Here is a 21,900-nt window from a genome sequence, read left to right on the forward strand (position 1 = left end):
TAGAGTCGGCCCATGGGTGACCTGTTCAACGGCTATGGCGGCACGCTCGCCCCGCGCAAGACTCCGGGCGGCGTCCCCGCCTTCGACGAGATGTTCGGCGAGGCGGCGGAACACGCGGGTGGTGCGACCGCCAGGCGGGCGTATCAGGAGATCTACAGCTCCCTCGCACGGATGACCCAGGAGGAGCTCCGAGGCCGCACCGACGCCCTCGCCAGCTCCTACCTCGCGCAGGGCGTGACCTTCGACTTCGCCGGTGAGGAGCGTCCGTTCCCGCTCGACGCGGTCCCGCGGGTGATCGAGCAGCAGGAGTGGACGCAGGTCGAGGCCGGCATCAAGCAGCGCGTCAAGGCGCTCGAGGCCTTCCTCGCCGACGTCTACGGCCCGCAGCTCGCCGTGCGCGACGGCGTCATCCCCGCGAAGCTCATCTCCTCGTCCTCCCACTTCCACCGGCAGGCCTACGGGATCCAGGCGGCGAACGGCGTCCGCATCCAGGTCTCGGGCATCGACCTCATCCGCGACGAGCACGGTCAGATGCGCGTCCTCGAGGACAACGTCCGAGTCCCGTCCGGCGTCAGCTACGTCATCTCCAACCGTCGCGTGATGGCGCAGACGCTCCCCGAGCTGTTCGTCTCGATGCGCGTCCGACCCGTCGGCGACTACCCCAACAAGCTCCTGCAGGCGCTGCGTGCGTCGGCCCCGCCCGGTGTCGAGGACCCGAACGTCGTCGTCCTCACCCCCGGCGTGTACAACTCCGCGTACTTCGAGCACACGCTGCTCGCGCGGCTCATGGGCGTCGAGCTCGTCGAGGGCCGCGACCTCTTCTGCTCCGGCGGCAAGGTCTTCATGCGGACGACCGCCGGGCCCACCCGCGTCGACGTCATCTACCGCCGCGTCGACGACGAGTTCCTCGACCCGCTGTCCTTCCGCGCCGACTCCATGCTCGGTTCGCCCGGGCTCATGCTCGCCGCGCGCCTCGGCAACGTGACCATCGCGAACGCGGTCGGGAACGGTGTCGCCGACGACAAGCTCGTCTACACGTACCTGCCCGACCTCATCAAGTACTACCTCGCCGAGGACGCGATCCTCCCGAACGTCGACACCTGGCGTCTCGAGGACCCGCTCGCTCTCGAAGAGGTTCTCGACCGCCTGGACGAGCTCGTCATCAAGCCGGTCGACGGCTCCGGCGGCAAGGGGCTCGTCGTCGGTCCTGACGCGTCGAAGGAGGAGCTCGCGACCCTCAAGACGAAACTGCAGGAGGACCCGCGCGGCTGGATCGCGCAGCCGGTCGTCATGCTCTCCACCATCCCGACGCTCGTCGAGGACGGCATGCGTCCCCGCCACGCCGACCTGCGACCGTTCGCGGTGAACGACGGCAACGACGTCTGGGTGCTGCCAGGCGGCCTGACGCGCGTCGCCCTGCCGGAGGGGCAGCTGGTCGTGAACTCCAGCCAGGGCGGCGGCTCGAAGGACACCTGGGTCGTCGGACGTCCGTTCGATCCCAACGCGGCGCCCGAGGCGTCCTCGCACGACATCCAGGGTCTCGTCGCGGAGCAGGCCACGACCGAGACGACGTCGATCCCGATCATCTACGACCACGGCACGACCCCGGAGCACTCGCCCCAGGACCGTCCGGCCGGCAACCAGGACCAGCAGGAGCAACAGCAGCAGACGCTCTCGCCTCCGGCGCTCGACTCCCCGGACCCTGCCCTTCGACAAGCTCAGGAACCGCTCCCCGGCGGGCAGGAGGACGCATCATGCTGAGCCGCATCGCCGAGAGCCTCTTCTGGATCGGACGCTACATCGAACGCAGTGACGGCACCGCGCGCATCCTCGACGTCCACCTGCAGCTGCTGCTCGAGGATCCGTGGATCGACGAGGACACCGCCTGCCGGTCGCTGCTCTCCGTCATGGGCAGCGACGCGCCCGCCGACCAGGAGCTCACCCGCCAGGACGTCCTCGCGCAGCTCGCCGTCGACCGCACGCACCCGGCGTCGATCGCCTACTCGCTCGGCGCCGCCCGTGAGAACGCCCGGCGCGCCCGCGAGATCGTGTCGACCGAGCTCTGGGAGTGCCTCAACACGACCCGTGCCCGGATGCCGCGCCGCGTCGCGAGCGACAAGGTGCACGAGTTCTTCGGATGGGTGCGTGAGCGTTCGGCCCTCGCCGTCGGCATCGTCGACTCCGCCACGAGTCGCGACGACGCCTGGCGCTTCTTCACCCTCGGCCGCAGCCTCGAACGCGCCGACATGACCGCCCGACTCCTGGCGACGCGGTCCCTCACCGAGGCGAGCGGTCCGTCCTGGACGACGATCCTCCGCTCCTGCGGCGCCTACGAGGCCTACCTGCGCACGTACCGCGGCATGCCGAGCGCGAAGAACGCGGCCGAGTTCCTCCTGCTCGACCAGCTCTTCCCCCGGTCGGTCATGTTCTCGATCAGCCGGGCCGAGGAGTGCATGCGCGACCTCGAACCGCGCCGAGGCCGCGTCGGGACGGTGGACTCCGCCCAGCGCTTGCTCGGACAGATCCGCAGCGACCTCGAGTACCGGCCCATCCAGGACACGCTCGTCGACCTCCCTGGTCGGATGGACGCCGTGCAGAACGTCACCAGCCAGGTGTCGGAGGCGATCCGCGAACGCTACTTCCCCACTCATGCGGTGCCCGCGTGGATCGGAGAGAACTCATGACCCGGCTCCACATCAAGCACAGCACGGGGTTCTCCTACGGCGGCAAGGTCAACGCGTCGTACAACGAGGCGCGCATGCTGCCGGTGACGACCGAGGACCAGTACGTCCTGTACTCGCACATCGACATCCAGCCGGGGGCGTCGCAGTCGACGTACACCGACTACTGGGGCATGAAGGTCTCGGCGTTCGAGGTGCTGACGCCGCACGAGGAACTCTCGCTCACGGCGACGAGCCTCGTCGAGGTCCGGCCGCGCAAGCACGAGCCGCACCCGACCGGCTGGGAGCAGCTCGACATCGCGACCCAGGCCGCCGTGACCCGGGTGGAGCACCTGGAACAGACACGACGGACGACCCCGCCGGACGACCTCGTCGAGCTCGCCCGGACCATCGCCGACCGCTACGAGAGTCCGTGCGAGGCCGCGATGGCCATCAGCCGGGAGATCGGCGAGCAGATGGACTACGTGCAGGGCGTCACGAGTGTGTACTCGACCGCTGCCGAGGCGTGGGCGAACCGCAAGGGCGTCTGTCAGGACATCACGCACATCGTCCTCGGGGCGCTGCGCTCGGTGGGGATCCCGGCCCGCTACGTGTCGGGGTACCTGCACCCGAAGCCGCACGCGGCGATCGGCGAGACGGTGACGGGGGAGTCGCACGCGTGGGTCGAGTGGTTCTGCGGTGACTGGCGTGGGTTCGACCCGACCAACATGGTCGACGTGGGTGAGCGTCACGTCCTCATCGGGCGGGGTCGTGACTACGGTGACGTCTCCCCGCTCCGTGGAGTCTACGCGGGCCCCTACCGCTCGAAGCTCTTCGTGAAGGTCGAGATCACCCGAGAGGCCTGACCCGCATCCACCGCGGGAGACCCTCCTCGGTGGATGCGCCAGCGCGGTGCGCTGACGCGAGCGCGGGTCGTACGCGTGAGCGCGGGTCTCCGGAGGGCCGCGCTCACGCGCCCACCCCGCGGTCGCGCCTGTTCGGGCGCCCTCGCGTCAGCGCACCGCGCCGACGCCCACGAGCCCGCGCTCACGTCGGCGCCCCGCGCCGGCACCCGTAGGATCGACGGCATGCAGACCGAGATGATCGTCCCGGCCCGCCGCCCGATGAAGCTGGTCCCCGCGGTGCTGCTCGCCGCGTCCGCGTTCTGCCTCTTCGGCCTCATGCAGCCGCTCGCCGGCTACCCGCTCCTCGTCGCCGCGCTCGCGACAGCGATCCTCATCGACCGTGAGCTCGCGAAGGACCTGTTCCTCATCGCGATCGGCATCGGGATCGTCTCGACCACGTCCGTGGAAGCGGACGTCTCCTGGCCGAGCTTCTTCCGCATCGGCACCGTCCTCCTGCTGGCGGTCGGTGTCCCGTTCCTCATCGACCGATTCGTCTACCGGCGGAAGGCGATCACCTTCCCCTGGCGCAGCCGCGAGAAGAAGACGAAGGGTGAGATCGCCTATCTCTTCGCCGTTCCGCTCCTCGGCTGGGCGATCCTCCCGTTCTACTTCATCCGCTCGGGCGCCTACGAGAACTGGCCGGTGATCAGCGACGCCGGGGAACTCGGCCGGTTCTTCGTCGGGGTCAACGCGGTCGGCACGTGGGATGAACTGTTCTTCATCTGCACCTGCTTCGCCCTGCTGCGACGGCACTTCCCGGTCTGGCAGGCCAACCTGCTGCAGGCCGTCATCTTCGTCTCGTTCCTGTGGGAACTCGGTTACCGCTCGTGGGGTCCGCTCCTGACGTTCCCGTTCGCGCTCCTCCAGGGGTACTTGTTCTCGAAGACGCGGTCGCTCGGCTACATCCTCGCGGTGCACCTGCTGTTCGACGCGATCGTCTTCCTCGCGATCGTGCACGCCCACCACCGCGACTGGATCCCGATCTTCTGGTACTGAGCGGTGTGTCCGCCTGCCAGCGCACCGCGCTGACGCGAAGGTCGGCGTTGCGGGCCCAGCGCGGTGCGCTGACGCGAGCGGCGGTGTTCAGGTTCCAGCGCGGGTCTGGCGCGTGACCGCGGGTCTCCAGAGGGGCGCGGTCACGCCACAGCCCCGCGCTCACGCCAGCGCACCGCGCTGGCAGCAACCTGGATGGGAGTCAGCTGGCGGTGGGCTTCGTCGCCGCTCCGTCGAGCCAGAGCTCGGTCGACTCGTCGCGGTGCACCCCGGCGGTGCCGACATGCTTGTCGCTGATCGTCGGTCCGTTCTTGATGACGTGCACGAGCGCCATCCCATGACCCCGGCCGAGCTCGTAGTCCGTCTTCAGCCACTCGAGGATCTCGCCGGCCTTCGTCGACGCGTCGAAGCCGCGGGCGTGCGCCTCGTCGACGAGCGCGCGCGGGGTCTTACCGGTCTTCGCCTCGGCGGCATCGAGATAGGCCTGGAACGACATGACAGCTCCTTCGTCGATCGGGTGTCAGCCCCATCGTAGCCAGCGACGGCACTGAGCGACAGGCCCCACAGCGCGCCATGCGGCCACCCTCCAGTGTGGGCGGCGACGACGCCAATAGGGTGAGGGGATGGACCGCCCCAGCAGGACCCCCGCAGGATTCGCCGCGACCGTCGGCATCGACCTCCTCGCCGTCATCGTGTTCGTCGTCATCGGCCGCGCCAGCCACGGCGAAGGCATCCTCGGACTCCTCGTGACGCTGTGGCCGTTCGCCGTCGGACTCCTCGTCGGACACGTGCTCGCGCTCGTCCTCGGTCAGCGCGAGACCCGCTCCGTCCGCTGGGCCGGCGTCGTCGTCTGGGTGTCGACCGTCGTCGTCGGAATGGTGCTGCGCGCGGTCTCCGGCCAGGGCGTCGAGCTCAGCTTCGTCATCGTGACCGTCCTCGTCCTCGCCGCACTCCTCCTGGGTTGGCGCCTCGTCGCGTGGCTCATTGCCCGCCGACGCCGATGACGCCGACGACCCCGACACCGACGAGCACATGAGCGCCGGCCGCTGGGGGCGCTGGTACTTCGCCGTGCAGGCCCTCGCCGGCGCAGCATGGTGGGTGTCCGTGTTCCTCGTCCCGCCCGTCCGTGCGGCGACGCTCGGCAGCCTCGACCCCGTCGTCATGGCCGTGCTCGACGTCCCGCTCTTCGTCGTCGCCTCGGCGCTCGCCGCATGCGCCATCCGATGGGCGGCGATCCTCGCGACCGGATGGACGCTGCTGGTCACCGTGTCACTGGGGATCTTCGCGGCCGTGACCCAGGAGGCGGGGATCGGCGCCCTGCTGATGGTCGGCGCCGCGGTCGGCTCGGTCACGGCCCTCGCACTCGTCCTCACCGGCGGGATCCCGAGAGCGTGGATCGCCATCGGGCCGTTCGCGTTCCGCCCAGCGGATGCGTCGGCATCGACCGTTTCGCAACTCGTGAGGACCGCCGTCGAGATCGTCGCGTTCTGGGGCGTCTTCCTCGCGGTGATCCCCGCCGTCCTGCGGTTCTTCGAGTTGCGGTGGCGGGTCACGGTCGCCCTGCCGCCGGGTGCGGAGCAGTTCGCCGTCGTCATCGGCATCGTCGTCGTGGTGCTCGGGAGCGTCGTCGGGCTCTGGTCCGCTGCCGCGATGGCGACGACCGGTGGTGGGACGCCGCTTCCCGCCGCGATGCCGAACCGACTCGTCATCGCCGGGCCCTATCGTGTCGTCCGCAATCCGATGGCCGTCGGCAGCATCGTCCAGGGCGTCGGCGTCGGACTCCTGCTGTCGTCCTGGATCGTGGTCGTCTACGCGGTCTTCGGTGCCGTCGTCTGGAACGTCCTGGTCCGGCCCGTCGAGGAAGCCGACCTCGAGGCACGCTTCGGCGAGCCCTACCGCCGCTACCGCGAGGACCTGCGGTGCTGGGTCCCGAGCCTCCGGCCGGTGGCGGCCCGTTCGTAACTCCTGCTGCCTGCGACGACCGGCCGCGTCACCCGCCGCCCCGACCGCCTGGGAGCCCCGGCGGTCGCAGGATGCAGGAGTTGTGAACACCGAGCGGCCCGGAGCGGAGGACCGTCTAGCGGCGGGAGCCGGTGAGGGTCGTCGACTCGTCGACGGGCGACGACTCGGGACGCGAATCCGGACGCGGCTCGGCCGTCTTCGCGCGCGACTTCGGTTTCGGCAGCGGGATCGGCGAGGTGAGCGCGATCTGCTCCGAGAAGTCCTCCGGCGTGACGGGTGAGACGACGCCGTCGTGGGTGAACTGCAGGCGCCAGCGGGAGTCGGGCGCGACGCGCAGGCGGAGGTGATGACGGAACACCCCGTAGGTCAGCCCGGTGGCGCAGGCGGCGAACCCGGCGAGCGCGCCCAGACCGAGCGCCCAGCGTGGCCCGAAGGTGTTCGCCACCCACCCGACGATGGGCGCGCCGATCGGGGTGCCGCCCATGAGGATCGCCATGTACAGCGCCATCACCCGGCCACGGACGGCGGCCTCGGTGCTCGTCTGCACGAGTCCGTTCGCGGTGGTGAGGAGCGTCACCGTCGAGAAGCCGACGAGGATCAGCACGGCGGCGAACGACCAGTAGCTCGGCATGAACGCAGCCATGAGCGCAGCGACCCCGAAGAGCCCGGCCGCGCCGACGATCATCCGCATCTGGGCCTGCGCCCGCCGCGCCGCGAGCAGCGCGCCGGTCAGGGAACCGATCGCGAGCACCGAGGAGAGGATGCCGTACTCGCCCGCGCCCTTGCCGAACTCGACGGCCATGGTCGAGGCGAAGATCGGGAAGTTCATGCCGAACGCGCCCATGATGAACACGATCACGAAGACGACCATGAGGTCGGGCCGCCCGCGGACGTAGCGGAAGCCCTCGATGAACTGTCCTCGAGCCCGCGGTGGGCGCGGCGCGCGACGGAGCTTGCCGGTGCGCAGGGCCAGCAGGGCGCCGATGACGCCGAGGAAGGTGAATGCGTTCACGACGAACACCCACCCGGAGCCGATCGCGACGATGAGGAGACCGGCGATGGCGGGGCCGACCATGCGCGCCGCGTTGAAGGACGCCGAGTTGAGCGCGACGGCGTTCGACATGTTGTGCTCGTCGACGAGCTCGGAGACGAAGGTCTGGCGGGCCGGGCCGTCGACGGCGTTGATGATGCCGAGGGCCAGCGCGAAGAGGTACATGTGCCACAGCTCGGCGTGACCGAAGATGAGCAGGGCGCCGAGGGCAAAGGCCAGGAGCATGAGGCTCGACTGGGTGAGGATGAGGATCTTCCGCTTGTCGAAGCGGTCGGCGATGAGACCGGTGATCGGTACGAGGACGAGCTGCGGCCCGAACTGCAGGGCCATGGTGGCGCCGACGGCCACGGCGTCGTTGTCGGTGAGGTCGGTCAGCACGACCCAGTTCTGGGTGGTGGCCTGCATCCAGGCGCCGACGTTCGACACGAGGGCGCCGATGAACCAGATGCGGTAGTTGACGCTGGTCAGGGAACGGAACATTGCACTCACTGGGTGGCGAGTCTCCTCATGATCTCGGCTGCGCGGGCGAGGGTGTCGCGTTCGTCCGGGGTGAGCGCGCGCAGCTGCTGGGTGATCCACGCGTCGCGTTTCCGGACGGTCTCGGTGACGGTGGTGTGGCCCGCTTCGGTGAGGGCGATGGTGACCTTCCGGCGGTCGGCCGCGTCGGTCTCTCGGGTGACGTACCCGGCCTCTTCGAGGCAGTTGACGGTGCGATTCATGGATGGCGCGGACACGCGGTCGCGTTCGGCCAGTGCCCGCAGGGTTGCGGAGCCCTCTTTGTAGAGCCCTCCGAGGACGGAGAACTGCGGATCGCTGAGGTCGTCGACCGATTTCTCTCCGCGCAGTCGTCTGGCGAGCCGGAAGGTGCCCATCCGGAGTTCGGACGCCTGCTCGGCGATCGTCAGTGCCCTGGTCTTCGTCGCTGCTCCGCTTGCCACGATTCATTAGCCTAGCAAATTAGCCACCCTAAGTAAACCCGCGAACTGTCACCAACCGACAGTGCACGGGGTGTAGGACTAGCGGTTGGTGACAGTTCGCGGGCCGGGGTGGGGATTACAGCCAGCGGCGGGCTCGGAAGATGGCGTACAGGGTCCCGGAGAGGACGAGCATCGCTCCGATCGCGACCGGGTAGCCGAACTGCCAGTGGAGCTCCGGCATGTCGTCGAAGTTCATGCCGTAGACGGTGCCGATGAGTGTCGGGGCGAAGAGGATCGCCGCCCAGGAGGAGATCCGCTTGATCTCCTCGTTCTGCGCCAGCGCCGTCTCGCTCATCCGACGCGACTCCTCGTTCTGCGCGAGGCTCGCCTCCGAGAGGCGTCGCATCTCCTCGTTCTGCTGCTGCGTCATGAGCGTCGCGTGCACCGTCAGCGCGTTCCGGAGCAGGTGGCGGAACGAGTCGACGCGCTCCGCGATCCGCAGGGTGTGGTCGAGCACGTCGCGGAAGCCGTTGCGCAGCTCCTCGTCGAGACCGTACTTGTCGGCACCCTGCAGCAGCCCGTGGAGCATGGCGCGCAGCGGCGTGGTCGCACGCTGGAACGCGATGACCTGGCGCAGCAGTTCGTAGATGCGACGCGAGACGTCCGCAGCGTCGCCGAAGAGCTCGTCCTCGATCTCGTCGATGTCGTTCTCGAGCCCCGCGACGACGGGACCGTAGCCGTCGACGACCTGGTCGAGCACGGCGTGCAGGACGGCGTCGGGGCCGAGCGCGAGGATGTCGGGCCGGGCTTCGAGTCGCCGCCGGACCTGGCCGAGGTCGGGCTTCTCCGCGTGGCGGACCGTGACGACGAACCCGGGTCCGACGAACAGGTGCACCTCGCCGAACTCGACTCGCTCCTCCTCGTCCAGGTAGCGGGCGGGACGCAGGACGACGAAGAGCGTGTCGCCGTAGCGCTCGAGCTTCGCCCGCTGATGGCCCTTCAGGGCGTCCTCGACGGCGAGCGGGTGCAGGTCGAACTCTTGAGCGACGGAGCGGATCTCCGACGGTTCCGGGCGGTACAGACCGATCCAGGCCATGCCGCGCTGTTCGTTGAGGAGCTCGTACGTCGCGTCGAGCGATCGCGGGCTCGCCGAGCGCCGTCCGGTCACGTAGATGCCGTTGTCGATGAGTGCCATGAGGTCTCCGTCCATCGATCGACGAAAACGTGCGGCGGCCGCGCGGGTGCAGGCGATCACGGTGGATCGCACCCGGGGAGGTGTGAGTGAGGGCGCCTCGGCACCGGCGGTGGCAGCGCCTACCGGGTGAGGGAGGCGAGGCGGTTCGTCGATGCGGTGGCGCGGGTACTGTCACCAGCCATGGCCGCTCACCTCGCTTCCGTCGAAACCTGCCGGCCCGCCGTTCGGGCCTCGTTCACCGTACGCCTGCCCTCCGGGAACCGCAAACGGACTCGCGACGACGCCGGGCCGAGGGCCTACGCTGGCGGGATGAGCGAGCAGACCCCGCCACCCGTCGACGACGCGAACCGCCCCGTCGAGCCGCGACCGTATGCGACCGAGACGATCGTCGACGACGATGGCGTCACGGTCTACGTCTACCTGTGGGAGGTGCCGAACCCGCGGGCCGTCGTGCACATCGCCCACGGTGCGGGGGAGCACGCCCTCCGGTACGGGCGCCTCGCCGCACGGCTCAACGACGCCGGGTACACGGTCGCGGCCGACGACCACCGCGGCCATGGTCGCACGGGGCTCGAGCACCTCGGCCTCGGCAAGCTCGGCCCACGGACCACCCGGGGTGCGATCGATTCCGTCGCCGCCGTCGGCCGGTACCTGCGGACCCGCTTCCCCGAGTCGCGGCTCGCGTTGCTCGGTCACAGTTGGGGCTCGCTCATGGCGCAGAAGGTCGTCGCCGAACACGACCTCTATGAGCTCCTCATCCTCTCGGGCACCTCGCTCGCGATGCCCGGCGTCATCAACGCCGGCGACCTCAACAAGCGCTGGCGGAAGACGGGGAAGACCGGTCTCGAGTGGCTCAACCGCGACCCGGCCGCCTGGGCCGCGTTCGCCGCCGACGAGCGCAACTTCGACATCGGCGTCACCCCCGTGTGGAACCCGATCCAGGCGTTCGCCTTCCTCGGTCGCCCGCCGAAGCGTCTGCCGCGCGCGGTTCCGGTACTCATCCTCGGCGGATCCGACGACGCCCTCGGTGGCGTCCGCGGCCTGACCCTCCTCCGCGACGCGTACGTGAAGCGGTCGAAGCTGACGGATGTGACGCTCGTCATCTACCCCGAGGCGCGGCATGAGATCTTCAACGAGTTGAACCGCGAGGACGTCGAGCGCGACGTCGTGGAGTGGCTCGACAAGCGCACCTGAGCCGCCCGGGCCCGTGAGCGCCCGCCCCTGTCCCTGAGCACCCGTGCCGGTCCCTGAGCATCCGTGCCGGTCCCTGAGCTTGTCGAAGGGCTGACCACAAGCGGGTCCGTCACCCTTCGACAGGCTCAGGGACCGGTATGGCGGGCTACCCGGTGACAAGCTCAGGGACCGCGGGGTACAGTCTCGGCACCCACACTCGACGCAGAGGAGACCCGGTGACCTCGGACGGACCCACCTACAGCCACCGCAGACGGAATTCGGCGGAGCGCATCGCGCGGTCGCTCGCAGGCGCGAGCACGGTCCCGTACTGGCTCGACAGCCCTGATCGTCCGTCGCCGGAGCCTCGACTCGTCGGCCAGGTCACGGCGGACCTCCTGGTCGTCGGTGGCGGCTATTCCGGACTGTGGACGGCGCTCATCGCCAAGGAGGCCGACCCCGCGCGTGACGTCGTGCTCATCGAGGGCAAGGAGGTCGGCTGGGCGGCGAGTGGCCGGAACGGCGGCTTCTTCGAGGAGAGCCTCACCCACGGTGTCGACAACGGCGAGCGCCACTTCGCCGACGAACTGCCGCAGCTGGAACGCCTGGCGGACGAGAACTTCGACGAGTTCGTCGCCACGCTCGACCGCCTCGGGATCGACGCCGAGTTCGAGCACACCGGTGTGCTCACGGTCGCGACCGAGCCGCACCAGGTGGACGCCATGCGCGAGGTGTCGGGGGACGGCGTCTTCCTCGATCGCGAGGCCGTCCAGGCGCTCGTGCATTCGCCCGTGTACCTGGCCGGTCAGCGCGAGTGGAAGAGCACGGCGCTCGTCCACCCGGCGAAGCTCGCCTGGGGCTTGAAGCGCGCGTGCATCGAGCTCGGTGTGCGGGTCTTCGAGCACACCCCGGCGACCCGGCTGCGGCGCTCGGGCGACGGCGTCACGGTGACCACGAAGCAGGGCGGGGTGCAGGCTCGGCAGGTCGCGCTCGCCACCAACGGCTTCCCGTCGCTCCTCAAGCGCACCGAGCTCCTGACGATCCCCGTGTACGACTACGTGCTCATGACCGAGCCGCTCTCCGCTGAGCAGTTGGAGAGCATCGGGTGGACGGACCGCTTCGGCATCGCCGACTCGAGCCGCGAGTTCCACTACTCCCGCCGGTCCGCCGACGACCGCATCCTCTACGGCGGCTTCGACGCGGTCTACCACCGGGGTGGCAGGATCCGGCCGGAGCACGATCAGCGCCGCGAGACGTTCGAGACCCTCGCCGACCACTTCTTCACGACCTACCCGCAGCTCGACGTCCGGTTCACCCACGCGTGGGGCGGCATGATCGACATGTGTTCGCGGCTCTCGGCGTTCCAGGGCGCGGCACTCGGCGGACGCGTCGCCTACAGCGCCGGGTTCACCGGGCTCGGGGTCGGCGCGACGCGCTTCGGGGCGAAGGTCATGCTCGATCTCCTGAGCGGCGAGTCGACCGAGCTGACCCGCCTGAAGATGGTCCGGTCCAAGCCGATCCCCATCCCGCCGGAACCCATCGCGAACCCCGCCATCCAGACCGTCCGCCGCGCCGTCGCCCGTTCTGACGCGAACGAGGGCCGCGACGGCCTGCTCCTGAAGGTCATGGACCGCTTCGGCATCGGCTTCGACTCCTGACCTGGTTCGACGCCCCTTCCGGGGAATCCGGACGCCGTCCAGGAATAGGCTGGGGGCATGCATGGTGAGTACAAGGTCCCGGGTGGCAAGCTCGTCGTCGTCGATCTCGAGGTGGTCGACGACCGCATCGCGGATTTCCGCCTCGCCGGCGACTTCTTCCTCGAACCCGACGACGCGCTCGCGCTGATCGACCGAGCCGTCACTGGGCTCCCCGCCACCACGGACGCCGCAGGTCTCGCCGCCGCCATCCGCGGCGCCCTGCCGGAGGACGCCGTGCTCCTCGGCTTCACGCCCGAGGCCGTCGCGACGGCCATTCGCCGCTCGCTCGCGAAGGCGACGGGCTGGGGCGACTACGACTGGCAGCTCATCCATGAGGGCTCGGTGTCACCGCAGCTCCACCTCGCGCTCGACGAGGTCCTGACGAACGAGGTCGGCGAGGGCCGCCGCGGTCCGACGCTCCGCATCTGGGAGTGGGACCAGTCGGCGGTCGTCATCGGCAGCTTCCAGTCGCTCAAGAACGAGGTCGACCTCGACAACGCCAAGGCGAACGGCTTCGAGGTCGTCCGCCGCGTCTCCGGCGGCGGCGCGATGATGATGCAGCGCGGTGGCATCATCACCTACTCGCTCTACGTGCCGGCCGAGCTCGTGAACGGTATGACCTTCGCCGACTCCTACGCCTACCTCGACGACTGGGTGCTCGTCGCCCTGCGTTCGCTCGGCATCGAGGCGACGTACCAGCCGCTCAACGACATCACGAGCCCGTCGGGCAAGATCGGCGGTGCCGCGCAGAAGCGGCTCGGGAACGGCGCCGTGCTGCACCACGTCACGATGAGCTACGACATGGACGGCGAGCTCATGACGCAGGTGCTCCGCATCGGGCGCGAGAAGCTCAGCGACAAGGGCACCACCTCCGCCGCCAAACGCGTCGACCCGCTCCGCAGCCAGACCGGGCTCTCGCGGGCCGAGATCATCGATCGCATGAAGGACACCTTCGTCGAGATCACCGGCGCGACCCCCGGCCACGTCACCGATGCCGAACGCTCCGCCGCCGAGCAGCTCGTCACCGACAAGTTCGCCACCGACGCCTGGCTCACCCGCGTCCCGTAACCTGCCGCAGCCCGCGAACTGTCACCAGTGGCGGGTGTGTGGCTGCATCACCCACCGTTGGTGACAGCTCGCGGGCTAGGGTGGGGGGACGATGACAGCGCAGAACGAGACACCCGACCCGTCGACCCCCGCCCCGCAGGCCTCACTCGAGCAGCGGCTCGCCGACGCGGTGGCCGCCGAGAGCGAGACCCGGGTCGTCGAACGCTGCGTGTCCCTCCTCGCCGGTCGCTACGAGGGTGAGGACTTCCTCCGCGTCGTCGGCGGACACCACGCCGAGGGCATCCTCGGCGGAGCGCCCGCGCTGTACTGGCCCGAGCTGTGGGGCACCCGCGCCCTGCTGCACGTGTGGGACGACTCGGCCACCGCGCCCGTCGTCGGTGCACTCGGCAACCAGGCCTGGCGCGTCCGCGAGATGGCCGCGCGCGTCTGCGCCGAGCGCCGCATCGGCGACGTCGCCGCGATCGCACCACTGCTGAGCGACGACCACGCCCGCGTTCGCGCAGCCGGAGCCCGGGCGCTCGCCGTCGTCGGTGGTGAGGACGCCAAGCCGCTCCTCGAAGCGCTCCTCCGCGACCCCGACCGCGAGGTCCGTCGCGCCGCGCAGCAGTCCGCGAAAGCGCTCGCCGCCCGCCGCTGAGCTCGCGATGGGGCCCGAGCGGTCGGTCCCGGACGCTCGGCACCAGCCATTCGGGACCCGTTGCAGGCTGTCCTAGTGGGTGCCGGCCTCGAGCAGGATGATCACGATCCCGAACAGGGCCGTCGCGACGCCGCCGAGGAGACACCACCACCAGCGTGACCCGCGCACCACGAACGCCGCGCACCCGAGCACGAAGAGCATCAGCGTCGACACCTGCAACGCCAGGATGACGGCGTGCTCGTGGCTGAGCACGCCGGCGATGCCGAACACGAGCGGGATCGTCGGGAGGACGGCGGACAGGAGCATCCCGGACGACTCCTGGAACCCATGCCTGATCGACGCGCCGAGCGTCACCAACGCCTCGTGTCGGTCGTCACCATGGTGCGCGAGGGCGGCCGAGTAGACGTGCGCGAGCCAGAACACGATGAGGGTCAGCGCACTCGTGATGAGCACCTGGTCGACGTCGTCCTCCTCGTACACGCTCGACGCGCCGATGAGGCCGGCGTACACGACGGTGCCGTAGATCGCGCTCGACGAGGTGAGGCGTCGCAACGGTGACGGGTTCGGCTGCATGATCCAGAGGATAGCGGGCGCTGCGGCCCGGCGTCCGGTTCAGTCGCCGACGTTGCGCTCGCCGCGTTCGTAGACCGAGGCCGCGGGCCCGACGATGTTGGTGTCGGGCGTGCCGACGACCTCATGGTCCTTGTTGTCGTAGTCGAAGCGGTGCAGCACGTGCCGCATCGCCTCGACCCTGGCGCGCTTCTTGTCGTTGCTCTTGACGATCGTCCACGGGGCGTCCGCGGTGTCCGTCGCCTCGAGCATCGCCTCCTTCGCGCGGGTGTAGTCGCCCCACTTGTCGAGGGAGGCCAGGTCCATCGGGGAGAGCTTCCACTGTCGCACCGGGTCGACCTGGCGGATCGCGAAGCGCGTGCGCTGCTCGTCGGCGGAGACGGAGAACCAGAACTTCACGAGGTCGACGCCGTCACCGACGAGCATCTGCTCGAACAGCGGGGCCTGGCGCATGAACTCGTCGTACTGTGCCGGGGTGCAGAACCCCATCACGCGTTCGACGCCCGCGCGGTTGTACCAGGACCGGTCGAACAGCACGATCTCGCCGGCGGCCGGCAGATGTTGGACGTAGCGCTGGAAGTACCACTGCGTGGACTCGCGGGTGGTGGGCTTCTCGAGCGCGACGACGCGGGCGCCGCGCGGGTTGAGGTGCTCGGTGAAGCGCTTGATCGTGCCACCCTTGCCGGCGGCGTCGCGTCCCTCGAACACGACGACCAGCCGACGGTCGTTGGCCTTGATCCAGTTCTGCAGCTTCAGCAGCTCGATCTGCAGGAGCCGTTTGTCGCTCTCGTACTGCTCTCGCGACATGCGCTCGGCGTACGGGTAGCCCTCGCGCCACGTGTCGATGTGGCTGCCGGCGGCGTCGAGCAGGATGGGGTCGTCGTCGTCGACGTCGACCACCTGGTAGCCGTCGACCTGATCGAGTGCGGGCGGCGGGGCGTAGTGCGAGACGAGCTGCTGCATGGTCGGGACGCTAGTCCCCGTGCGTAACCGTCAGGTGGCCGTTGGGTGACGCGCTGGTGCTAGCCGGCGGAACGGGTGAGGAGGCCCTGACGCTCGGGGTGCGCGTCGAACCACTCGCCCACGTACCAGCACATCGGGACGATCCGACGGTCGCTGTGCTGCTCGACGTCGTCGACCGCGTAGGCGACGAGTTCGCCCGCGTACCCCTTGCCGCGGAACGGCGGCGTGGTGAAGGTGCGGGGGAACGAGATCGAGTCGCCCGAGATCCGGTAGTCGACGACGCTCACCAGCTGGCCGTCGACGTGCATGGTGTAGCGCTGGGCATCGGTCTCGTTGGTGAACTCCGTGGTCATATGCGGTGCAACGCGCGGGGCCGATCGTTCCTTCCCTGGTGTGCGGGCAGCGGACTGCCAGAATAGGCACATGTCCCTCGCCGCAGCAGTCGATGAAGTGCCGCTGCGATGGACCCCGGACGGCCCCGACCTCGTCCTCGAGGGCGACAACCTCGACGTCGTGGCGCAGTTGCCCGACGAGTCGTTCACGCTCATCTACCTCGACCCGCCGTTCAACACCGGGCGCGTGCAGCGTCGTCACTCCTCGACCTCGGTGCGGACGGCCGAGACGGGGGTGAACCGTTTCGCCGGCTTCAAGGGGCAGGCGTACGAGCGCATCCGCGGCGACCTCCGACGCTTCGACGACGCCTTCGACGACTACTGGGGCTTCCTCGAGCCGCGACTCGTCGAGGCCTGGCGCGTCCTTGCCGCCGACGGCACCCTCTACCTCCACCTCGATTACCGCGAGGCGCACTACGCGAAGGTGCTCCTCGACGCCCTCTTCGGCCGGGAGTGCTTCCTCAACGAGATCATCTGGGCCTACGACTACGGCGCGAAGGCGCAGAGCCGCTGGCCGACGAAGCACGACACGATCCTCGTCTATGTGAAGGACCCGAAGGGGTACCACTTCGACAACGCGACCGTCGACCGCGAGCCCTACATGGCGCCCGGGCTCGTCACCGCGGAGAAGGCGGCGCGCGGCAAGCTTCCCACCGACGTCTGGTGGCACACGATCGTGTCGCCGACCGGCCGCGAGAAGACCGGGTACCCGACCCAGAAGCCGGAGGGAATCCTGCGCCGTATCGTGCAGGCGTCCTCCCGCGAGGGTGACTGGGTGCTCGACTTCTTCGCCGGCAGCGGCACGACGGGGGCGGTCGCGAAGGCGCTCGGTCGTCGGTACGTCCTCGTCGACGAGAACCCGCAGGCGCTCGAGATCATCCGCGCCCGCCTCTCCTAGCCCGCGAACTGTCAGTTCAGAACAGTCGCTGCGCCCGGGACTGTCGTCTGGTGACAGTTCGCGGGCTGGCGGGGAGGGTCAGACGGAGGCGCGCGAGACGAGGCGGGTCGGCATCATCGTGACGCGCTCGACCGGCTCGCCAGCGAGGCGACGGACCAGCACCCTCGCCATCTCGGCACCGAGGTCGACGGGCGACTGCGCGATCGTCGTGAGCGGCGGTGCGGCGGTCTCGCCGTAGCGGTCGTCGTCGTAGCCCACGACGGCGATGTCGCCGGGGATCGTCAGGCCGGCCTCGCGGATGACGGAGTAGGCGCCGGCGGCCATCTGGTCGTTCGCGGCGAAGAGCCCGTCGATGGGCACGCCGCGCGCGAGGAGACGCCGCATCGCGGCAGCGCCGTCGGCGGGGGAGAAGTCGCCCACCTCGACGAGGTCGTGTGGAAGACCTGCGAGCTCGAGCTCCGCACGCCACCCGGCGAGTCGGTCGACCCCACCCGGCATGTCCTGACGGCCCGCGATGGTCGCGATCCGCGTCCGGCCGGCCTCGATGAGGTGCCGAGCCGCGGTCCTCGCGCCCTCGACGTTGTCGACGTCGACGTAGGTGCTGTCGACGACGTCGGCACCCATCGGGCGACCGCCAAACACGATCGGGAGCTCCCGGCCGAGCCTCGTGTACGAGTGGTCACCGCTGTGGTGCGACACGACGAGCGCGCCGTCGACGTTGCCGCCGAGCAGGTAGCGGCGGGTCTTCTCCGAGTCCGCTTCAGTCGCGATGAGGAGGTTCAGCGTGTAGTCGGTCTGCGCCAGTTCGAGGGCGACGCCCTGCACGACCGAGGCGAAGAACGGGTCCGAGAACACCCGGGCGGTCGACTCCGGCACGACGAGCGCGATGACCTGGGTCCGTCGGGACGCCAGCGACCGGGCGGCCCGATTGGGCACGTAGTCGAGCGCGGCGATCGCCTCGTTCACGACCGCGACGACCTCGGCCGTGACCTTCGGTGAACCGTTGACGACCCGCGACACGGTCGCGCGGGAGACGCCTGCGCGGGTCGCGACCATCTCGAGCGTGGGGGCCCCTTGACCGGACTGCATCATCGTCCCCTTCCGAGCGGGTGAGCGTGCCGAGTGCAGTGTATCGCCGGGCGTCTGGACGTCCGTGGGCGGCGCAGCTGCTCAGGAGGTGACCGGCGTGTCGCGGCCCCTCGATCGCGACACGCCGGAGTGTTCGTGGGTCAGGGGAGCTCCGCCACGGCGGGCAGGACACGCGAGGCGGCGATGCGGCGTGCGTACGCGAGTCCGCTGTCCTTGATCGTGCGCTCCTGCGTGTCGTAGTCGACCCGCACGATGCCGAACCGCTTGTCGTAGCCGTACGCCCACTCGAAGTTGTCGAGCAGTGACCAGACGAAGTAGCCGCGCACGTCGGCGCCGTCGGCGATCGCGAGTTCCACCTGGTCGATGTGGTCCTGGATGAAGGCGTCGCGATCGACGTCGTGGATGCGGCCGTCCTCCGCGACGACGTCGTCGTAGGCCGCGCCGTTCTCGGTCACGTACAGCGGCGGCAGCGTCGGGTACTCGTGGCCGAGCCGGACGAGCAGGGTGCGGAGGCCGGCGGGGTGCACCTCCCAGTCCATCGCGGTGCGCGGGAGTCCGCGACTCGGGAAGGAGATGTCGGGCGAGGCGAGCCACGGCGAACCGGCCTCGCGCTCGGTCGCGCCGGAGTGGCCGCCGTCAGCGCCGGAGTCGTCGGGGTGACCAGACACGAGGTCGTCGTGGTAGTGGTTGACGCCGAGGAAGTCGATCGGGGCGGAGATGGTCTCGAGGTCGCCGTCGTGGACGAGCGTGTCGAGGCCGAGGCCTTCGAGGTCGTGGGCGACGTCGGTCGGGTACGCGCCGAGGACGATCGGTTCGAGGAAAATGCGGTTCATGATCCCGTCGACGCGGCGGGCGGCGTCGATGTCGGCCGGGTCGGTGGGGTCCGCCGGGATCGCGTTCGTGAGGTTGAGGGTGATGCCGATCTGCTCGGCGCCGAGCTCGCGGAGGCGCGTGGTCGCCAGCCCGTGGGCGAGGTGCTGGTGGTGGATGGCGGCGAGAGCGGCGGCTTCGTCGCGTCGGCCGGGTGCGTGCACGCCGACGGCGTAGCCGAGCAGGGAGGAGCAGAACGGTTCGTTGAAGGTCGTCCAGTGCTGGACGCGGTCGCCGAGTGCCTCGTAGGTGGCCTCGGCGTAGTCGACGAAGCGCAGGGCCGTGTCGCGGTTCGTCCAGCCGCCCTGCTCCTCGAGTGCGTGCGGGAGGTCCCAGTGGTACAGGGTGAGCCAGGGGAGGATGCCGGCGTCGAGCAGCTGGTCGACGAGGCGACTGTAGAAGTCGAGGCCGGCGGGGTTGACGGCGCGGTCGCCCGGCTTGATGCGGGCCCAGCTCGTGGAGAAGCGGTAGGCGTCGAGCCCCAGCTCGGACATGATCGCGACGTCGCCGGCGGTGCGGTGGTAGTGGTCGACGGCGACCTCGAGGTCGTCGCCGTTGGCGATCGCGCCGGGCACCCGGGCGAAGGCGTCCCAGACGGAGTCCTCCTTGCCGTCCTCGTGTGCTGCTCCCTCGACCTGGGCGGCCGCGGTGGCGGAACCCCAGAGGAACGACGGCAGGATCAGGGCCGGACGGGTGGTGGGCTGGGGGGCGTGCGTCATCGAAGCTCCTCGTGGCTGGGTGCACGCCCATGCTATCGCCTGCTGAGAGCGCTCTCATGCTGGTGTCGGGTGTGGGTGGGGTGTGGCGCCAGCGCGATGCGCTGACGCGAGCGCGGGTCGGCGGCGTGAGCGCGCCCCTCTGGAGGGGCGCGCTCATGCGCTGGGGCCGCGGTGACGCCGATTCGACAGCGCTCACGTCAGCGCACCGCGCTGGCACCCGGGGGACCCCGTCAGCGCGGTGCGCTGGTGGCGGTCACCCCGCGGTCACGTCAGCGCGGTGCGCTGGCGAACCGACGGATGACGGTCACCGACGAACGACGGTCAGTGACGGGCGGACGGATCGACGACGCGGTTGCTCGCGGTGTCGGGCGACAGCTGCGACCCCGCCAGCTCGGCGGCACGCTGGGCGGCGAGCGACAACTCGTCCTCGGCTTCCTCCGCAGCCTGGGCGTCGGTGCGCTCCTGCAGCGCGGACTTCGCCCGCAGCGGCGGCGCCTTGAGGAACCAGCTCAGCACGAACGCGACGGCGACCACCGCGAAGCTCACCCAGAACACGGTCACGGTCGCGTCCGCGAACCCCGTGAGGAACGGCGCGGCCAGGTCGTGGTTCGCGCCGACGAGGAACGAGGTGTCGCCGTCGAGCGCGGAACCGGCCGAGCCGCCGGACTGCACCTTGGAGAGCACGTCCAGGATCCCCTTGTTGGCAGGATCGGAGAGCACGGCAGGGTTCTGCGCTGCAGCCTGGGCGTTCGCGAGCAGTGTCGGGTCCTTGAACGCCGCACCGATCGTGTCGGGGAGTCGCGTGTAGAGCACGGAGAAGATGACGGCCGTGCCCAGCGTTCCGCCGATCTGACGGAAGAAGGTCGACGAGCTCGTCGCCACCCCGATGTCGCGTGCCTCGACGGCGTTCTGGCTCGCGATCGTCAGCGTCTGCATCAGCTGGCCGAGTCCGAGGCCGACGAGCAGCATGCCGCCCATCATCCACCAGACGGGCTTGTCGGCCGTCGCGAAGCTGAAGTAGAAGAAACCGCTCAGGAGCAGGAAGGTACCGACGATCGGGAACGCCTTGTACTTGCCCGTGCGTGCGATGATCTGCCCGCTCGCGATCGAGGAGATCATGAGACCGAGGATCATCGGCAGCATGAGCAGGCCGGACTCGGTCGGCGTCGCCCCCTCGACCAGCTGCAGGAACAGCGGCACCGTCATCATCGCGCCGAACATGCCGAACCCGACGAGCACACCGAGGATGGTGGCGACCCGGAAGGTGGAGTTCTTGAACAGCTTCAACGGGATGAGTGCGTCGTCGCCCATGGCCCGCTCGACGAGGATGAACCCGACGATGCCGGCGACCCCGATGGCGTAGCAGGCGATGGATCCGGCCGAGGCCCAGCCCCAGATGCGGCCCTGCTCGGCGACGAGCAGCAGGGGCACGACGGCGAGGACGACCGTGGCGGCGCCCCACCAGTCGATGCGGACGCTGTGGCGGGTGTGCGGGATGTGCAGGAAACGGAGGACGATCGCGAGCGCGATGACACCGATCGGCAGGTTGATGAGGAACACCCAGCGCCAGCCGGTGATGAACAGCAGCTCGGGGGCGCCGGCGAACAGACCGCCGATGAGCGGGCCGATGACGCTCGAGACGCCGAAGACCGCGAGGAAGTACCCCTGGTACTTGGCGCGCTCGCGCGGGGCGAGCATGTCACCCATGATCGTCAGCGGCAGGGCCATGAGGCCACCGGCACCGAGGCCCTGGATGGCGCGGAAGATCGCCAGCTCGTACATCGAACCGGACATGCCGGCGAGGAGCGAGCCGATGAGGAAGATCGAGATCGCGATGATGAACAGCGGGCGGCGGCCGAAGATGTCGGACAGCTTGCCGTAGATCGGCGTCGAGACGGTGGAGGTGATCAGGTACGCGGTGGTGACCCACGCCTGGAGGGCCATGCCGTCGAGGTCGTCGGCGATCGTGCGCATCGAGGTGCCGACGATGGTCTGGTCGAGTGCGGAGAGGAACATCCCGGCCATGAGGCCGAAGATGATGAAGAGGATCTGCCGGTGACTGAGGACGGGGGCGGATCCCGACGGCTCGGTCGAGGCGGGGGAACTGGATGACATACGGTCTCGTTCGACTCTGGGCGCGCCGG

The 21,900-nt window shown here is 69.6% G+C and carries 21 protein-coding genes; 11 read left to right on the forward strand and 10 right to left on the reverse strand.

All coding sequences use genetic code 11. The features are described from left to right. The first annotated feature begins 12 nt into the window (after positions 1-12). The 4 genes from B9Y95_RS16785 to B9Y95_RS16800 all read left to right on the forward strand — a co-directional run bounded on the left by B9Y95_RS16785 (position 13) and on the right by B9Y95_RS16800 (position 4,561). Positions 13-1,761: a circularly permuted type 2 ATP-grasp protein gene (locus tag B9Y95_RS16785; RefSeq protein ID WP_085513607.1), complete on the forward strand. Its 1,749-nt coding sequence runs from the start codon at positions 13-15 to the stop codon at positions 1,759-1,761. Next, the gene (locus B9Y95_RS16790; protein ID WP_064295753.1) at positions 1,755-2,684 is read left to right on the forward strand and encodes an alpha-E domain-containing protein; all 930 of its coding nucleotides are present in this window, start codon (positions 1,755-1,757) and stop codon (positions 2,682-2,684) included. Before B9Y95_RS16785 ends, B9Y95_RS16790 begins: the two co-directional genes overlap by 7 nt. Beyond that, a complete protein-coding gene (locus B9Y95_RS16795) occupies positions 2,681-3,526 on the forward strand; it encodes a transglutaminase family protein (RefSeq protein ID WP_079706431.1) in 846 nt (281 codons plus the stop codon). The genes B9Y95_RS16790 and B9Y95_RS16795 overlap by 4 nt, the downstream gene beginning before the upstream one ends. 222 nt (positions 3,527-3,748) lie before the next feature. Further along, complete coding sequence (locus tag B9Y95_RS16800) at positions 3,749-4,561, forward strand: CPBP family intramembrane glutamic endopeptidase (protein ID WP_085513609.1); 813 nt, start codon at positions 3,749-3,751, stop codon at positions 4,559-4,561. Between the two features lie 199 nt (positions 4,562-4,760). Here B9Y95_RS16800 and B9Y95_RS16805 read toward each other — a convergent pair whose 3' ends face one another. Further along, complete coding sequence (locus B9Y95_RS16805) at positions 4,761-5,054, reverse strand: DUF4287 domain-containing protein (RefSeq protein WP_085513611.1); 294 nt, start codon at positions 5,052-5,054, stop codon at positions 4,761-4,763. Between the two features lie 127 nt (positions 5,055-5,181). Here B9Y95_RS16805 and B9Y95_RS16810 point away from each other — a divergent pair, with 127 nt between their 5' ends. Beyond that, positions 5,182-5,562, forward strand: a complete 381-nt coding sequence (locus B9Y95_RS16810) for a DUF3054 domain-containing protein (protein ID WP_085513614.1) — start codon at positions 5,182-5,184, stop codon at positions 5,560-5,562. Continuing rightward, on the forward strand, positions 5,543-6,520 hold the full coding sequence (locus B9Y95_RS16815; protein WP_327083105.1) for a methyltransferase family protein: 978 nt from the start codon (positions 5,543-5,545) through the stop codon (positions 6,518-6,520). Before B9Y95_RS16810 ends, B9Y95_RS16815 begins: the two co-directional genes overlap by 20 nt. Positions 6,521-6,635: 115 nt before the next feature. On the opposite strand, the gene B9Y95_RS16820 is transcribed toward B9Y95_RS16815, so the two are convergent. From B9Y95_RS16820 to B9Y95_RS16830, 3 genes are all read right to left on the reverse strand, one after another. After that, the gene (locus tag B9Y95_RS16820; protein ID WP_085513616.1) at positions 6,636-8,051 is read right to left on the reverse strand and encodes an MFS transporter; all 1,416 of its coding nucleotides are present in this window, start codon (positions 8,049-8,051) and stop codon (positions 6,636-6,638) included. A 5-nt stretch (positions 8,052-8,056) separates the two neighbouring features. Beyond that, positions 8,057-8,509: a MarR family winged helix-turn-helix transcriptional regulator gene (locus B9Y95_RS16825; protein WP_229939713.1), complete on the reverse strand. Its 453-nt coding sequence runs from the start codon at positions 8,507-8,509 to the stop codon at positions 8,057-8,059. Positions 8,510-8,624: 115 nt separating this feature from the next. Further along, entirely contained in the window at positions 8,625-9,683 is a 1,059-nt protein-coding gene (locus tag B9Y95_RS16830) for a magnesium and cobalt transport protein CorA (RefSeq protein ID WP_064295772.1), read from the reverse strand. Positions 9,684-9,992: 309 nt separating this feature from the next. Between B9Y95_RS16830 and B9Y95_RS16835 the strand changes: the two genes are divergently transcribed. From B9Y95_RS16835 to B9Y95_RS16850, 4 genes are all read left to right on the forward strand, one after another. Further along, positions 9,993-10,877 (forward strand): alpha/beta hydrolase, encoded by an 885-nt coding sequence (locus B9Y95_RS16835; protein ID WP_159453440.1) that lies wholly within the window; start codon positions 9,993-9,995, stop codon positions 10,875-10,877. A 215-nt stretch (positions 10,878-11,092) separates the two neighbouring features. After that, positions 11,093-12,511: an NAD(P)/FAD-dependent oxidoreductase gene (locus B9Y95_RS16840; protein WP_234994150.1), complete on the forward strand. Its 1,419-nt coding sequence runs from the start codon at positions 11,093-11,095 to the stop codon at positions 12,509-12,511. 57 nt (positions 12,512-12,568) lie between these two features. Then, positions 12,569-13,618: a lipoate-protein ligase LplAB gene (locus B9Y95_RS16845; protein ID WP_085513623.1), complete on the forward strand. Its 1,050-nt coding sequence runs from the start codon at positions 12,569-12,571 to the stop codon at positions 13,616-13,618. Between the two features lie 91 nt (positions 13,619-13,709). Beyond that, complete coding sequence (locus B9Y95_RS16850; protein WP_085513625.1) at positions 13,710-14,255, forward strand: HEAT repeat domain-containing protein; 546 nt, start codon at positions 13,710-13,712, stop codon at positions 14,253-14,255. Between the two features lie 72 nt (positions 14,256-14,327). Here B9Y95_RS16850 and B9Y95_RS16855 read toward each other — a convergent pair whose 3' ends face one another. From B9Y95_RS16855 to B9Y95_RS16865, 3 genes are read right to left on the reverse strand one after another with little or no spacing between them, the layout of a single operon-like run. Further along, on the reverse strand, positions 14,328-14,828 hold the full coding sequence (locus tag B9Y95_RS16855) for a hypothetical protein (RefSeq protein ID WP_085513628.1): 501 nt from the start codon (positions 14,826-14,828) through the stop codon (positions 14,328-14,330). 39 nt (positions 14,829-14,867) lie between these two features. After that, entirely contained in the window at positions 14,868-15,788 is a 921-nt protein-coding gene (gene ppk2 / locus B9Y95_RS16860) for a polyphosphate kinase 2 (RefSeq protein WP_085513630.1), read from the reverse strand. Between the two features lie 59 nt (positions 15,789-15,847). Then, positions 15,848-16,141 (reverse strand): GNAT family N-acetyltransferase, encoded by a 294-nt coding sequence (locus tag B9Y95_RS16865; RefSeq protein ID WP_085513632.1) that lies wholly within the window; start codon positions 16,139-16,141, stop codon positions 15,848-15,850. A gap of 70 nt (positions 16,142-16,211) precedes the next feature. On the opposite strand from B9Y95_RS16865, the gene B9Y95_RS16870 reads away from it, so the two are divergent. Further along, positions 16,212-17,078: a DNA-methyltransferase gene (locus B9Y95_RS16870; protein ID WP_085513634.1), complete on the forward strand. Its 867-nt coding sequence runs from the start codon at positions 16,212-16,214 to the stop codon at positions 17,076-17,078. Between the two features lie 78 nt (positions 17,079-17,156). On the opposite strand, the gene B9Y95_RS16875 is transcribed toward B9Y95_RS16870, so the two are convergent. The 3 genes from B9Y95_RS16875 to B9Y95_RS16885 form a co-directional block, all read right to left on the reverse strand. Continuing rightward, on the reverse strand, positions 17,157-18,170 hold the full coding sequence (locus B9Y95_RS16875) for a LacI family DNA-binding transcriptional regulator (protein WP_085513637.1): 1,014 nt from the start codon (positions 18,168-18,170) through the stop codon (positions 17,157-17,159). A 137-nt stretch (positions 18,171-18,307) separates the two neighbouring features. Beyond that, positions 18,308-19,756: a GH1 family beta-glucosidase gene (locus B9Y95_RS16880; protein ID WP_085513639.1), complete on the reverse strand. Its 1,449-nt coding sequence runs from the start codon at positions 19,754-19,756 to the stop codon at positions 18,308-18,310. A 321-nt stretch (positions 19,757-20,077) separates the two neighbouring features. Further along, positions 20,078-21,871, reverse strand: coding sequence for an MDR family MFS transporter (locus B9Y95_RS16885; RefSeq protein WP_085513641.1), 1,794 nt, complete (start codon positions 21,869-21,871; stop codon positions 20,078-20,080). Positions 21,872-21,900 lie beyond the last annotated feature (29 nt).

It is taken from the genome of Plantibacter flavus (genome assembly GCF_900177615.1).
Classification (GTDB): Bacteria; Actinomycetota; Actinomycetes; order Actinomycetales; family Microbacteriaceae; genus Plantibacter; species Plantibacter flavus.

Coding starts and splice junctions, on each gene's coding strand:
- B9Y95_RS16785 (WP_085513607.1), top strand. CDS start 13: ATGGGTGACCTGTTCAACGGCTATGGCGGCACGCTCGCCCCGCGCAAG.
- B9Y95_RS16790 (WP_064295753.1), top strand. CDS start 1,755: ATGCTGAGCCGCATCGCCGAGAGCCTCTTCTGGATCGGACGCTACATC.
- B9Y95_RS16795 (WP_079706431.1), top strand. CDS start 2,681: ATGACCCGGCTCCACATCAAGCACAGCACGGGGTTCTCCTACGGCGGC.
- B9Y95_RS16800 (WP_085513609.1), top strand. CDS start 3,749: ATGCAGACCGAGATGATCGTCCCGGCCCGCCGCCCGATGAAGCTGGTC.
- B9Y95_RS16805 (WP_085513611.1), bottom strand. CDS start 5,054: ATGTCGTTCCAGGCCTATCTCGATGCCGCCGAGGCGAAGACCGGTAAG.
- B9Y95_RS16810 (WP_085513614.1), top strand. CDS start 5,182: ATGGACCGCCCCAGCAGGACCCCCGCAGGATTCGCCGCGACCGTCGGC.
- B9Y95_RS16820 (WP_085513616.1), bottom strand. CDS start 8,051: ATGTTCCGTTCCCTGACCAGCGTCAACTACCGCATCTGGTTCATCGGC.
- B9Y95_RS16830 (WP_064295772.1), bottom strand. CDS start 9,683: ATGGCACTCATCGACAACGGCATCTACGTGACCGGACGGCGCTCGGCG.
- B9Y95_RS16835 (WP_159453440.1), top strand. CDS start 9,993: ATGAGCGAGCAGACCCCGCCACCCGTCGACGACGCGAACCGCCCCGTC.
- B9Y95_RS16845 (WP_085513623.1), top strand. CDS start 12,569: ATGCATGGTGAGTACAAGGTCCCGGGTGGCAAGCTCGTCGTCGTCGAT.
- B9Y95_RS16850 (WP_085513625.1), top strand. CDS start 13,710: ATGACAGCGCAGAACGAGACACCCGACCCGTCGACCCCCGCCCCGCAG.
- B9Y95_RS16855 (WP_085513628.1), bottom strand. CDS start 14,828: ATGCAGCCGAACCCGTCACCGTTGCGACGCCTCACCTCGTCGAGCGCG.
- ppk2 (WP_085513630.1), bottom strand. CDS start 15,788: ATGCAGCAGCTCGTCTCGCACTACGCCCCGCCGCCCGCACTCGATCAG.
- B9Y95_RS16865 (WP_085513632.1), bottom strand. CDS start 16,141: ATGACCACGGAGTTCACCAACGAGACCGATGCCCAGCGCTACACCATG.
- B9Y95_RS16870 (WP_085513634.1), top strand. CDS start 16,212: ATGTCCCTCGCCGCAGCAGTCGATGAAGTGCCGCTGCGATGGACCCCG.
- B9Y95_RS16875 (WP_085513637.1), bottom strand. CDS start 18,170: ATGATGCAGTCCGGTCAAGGGGCCCCCACGCTCGAGATGGTCGCGACC.
- B9Y95_RS16880 (WP_085513639.1), bottom strand. CDS start 19,756: ATGACGCACGCCCCCCAGCCCACCACCCGTCCGGCCCTGATCCTGCCG.
- B9Y95_RS16885 (WP_085513641.1), bottom strand. CDS start 21,871: ATGTCATCCAGTTCCCCCGCCTCGACCGAGCCGTCGGGATCCGCCCCC.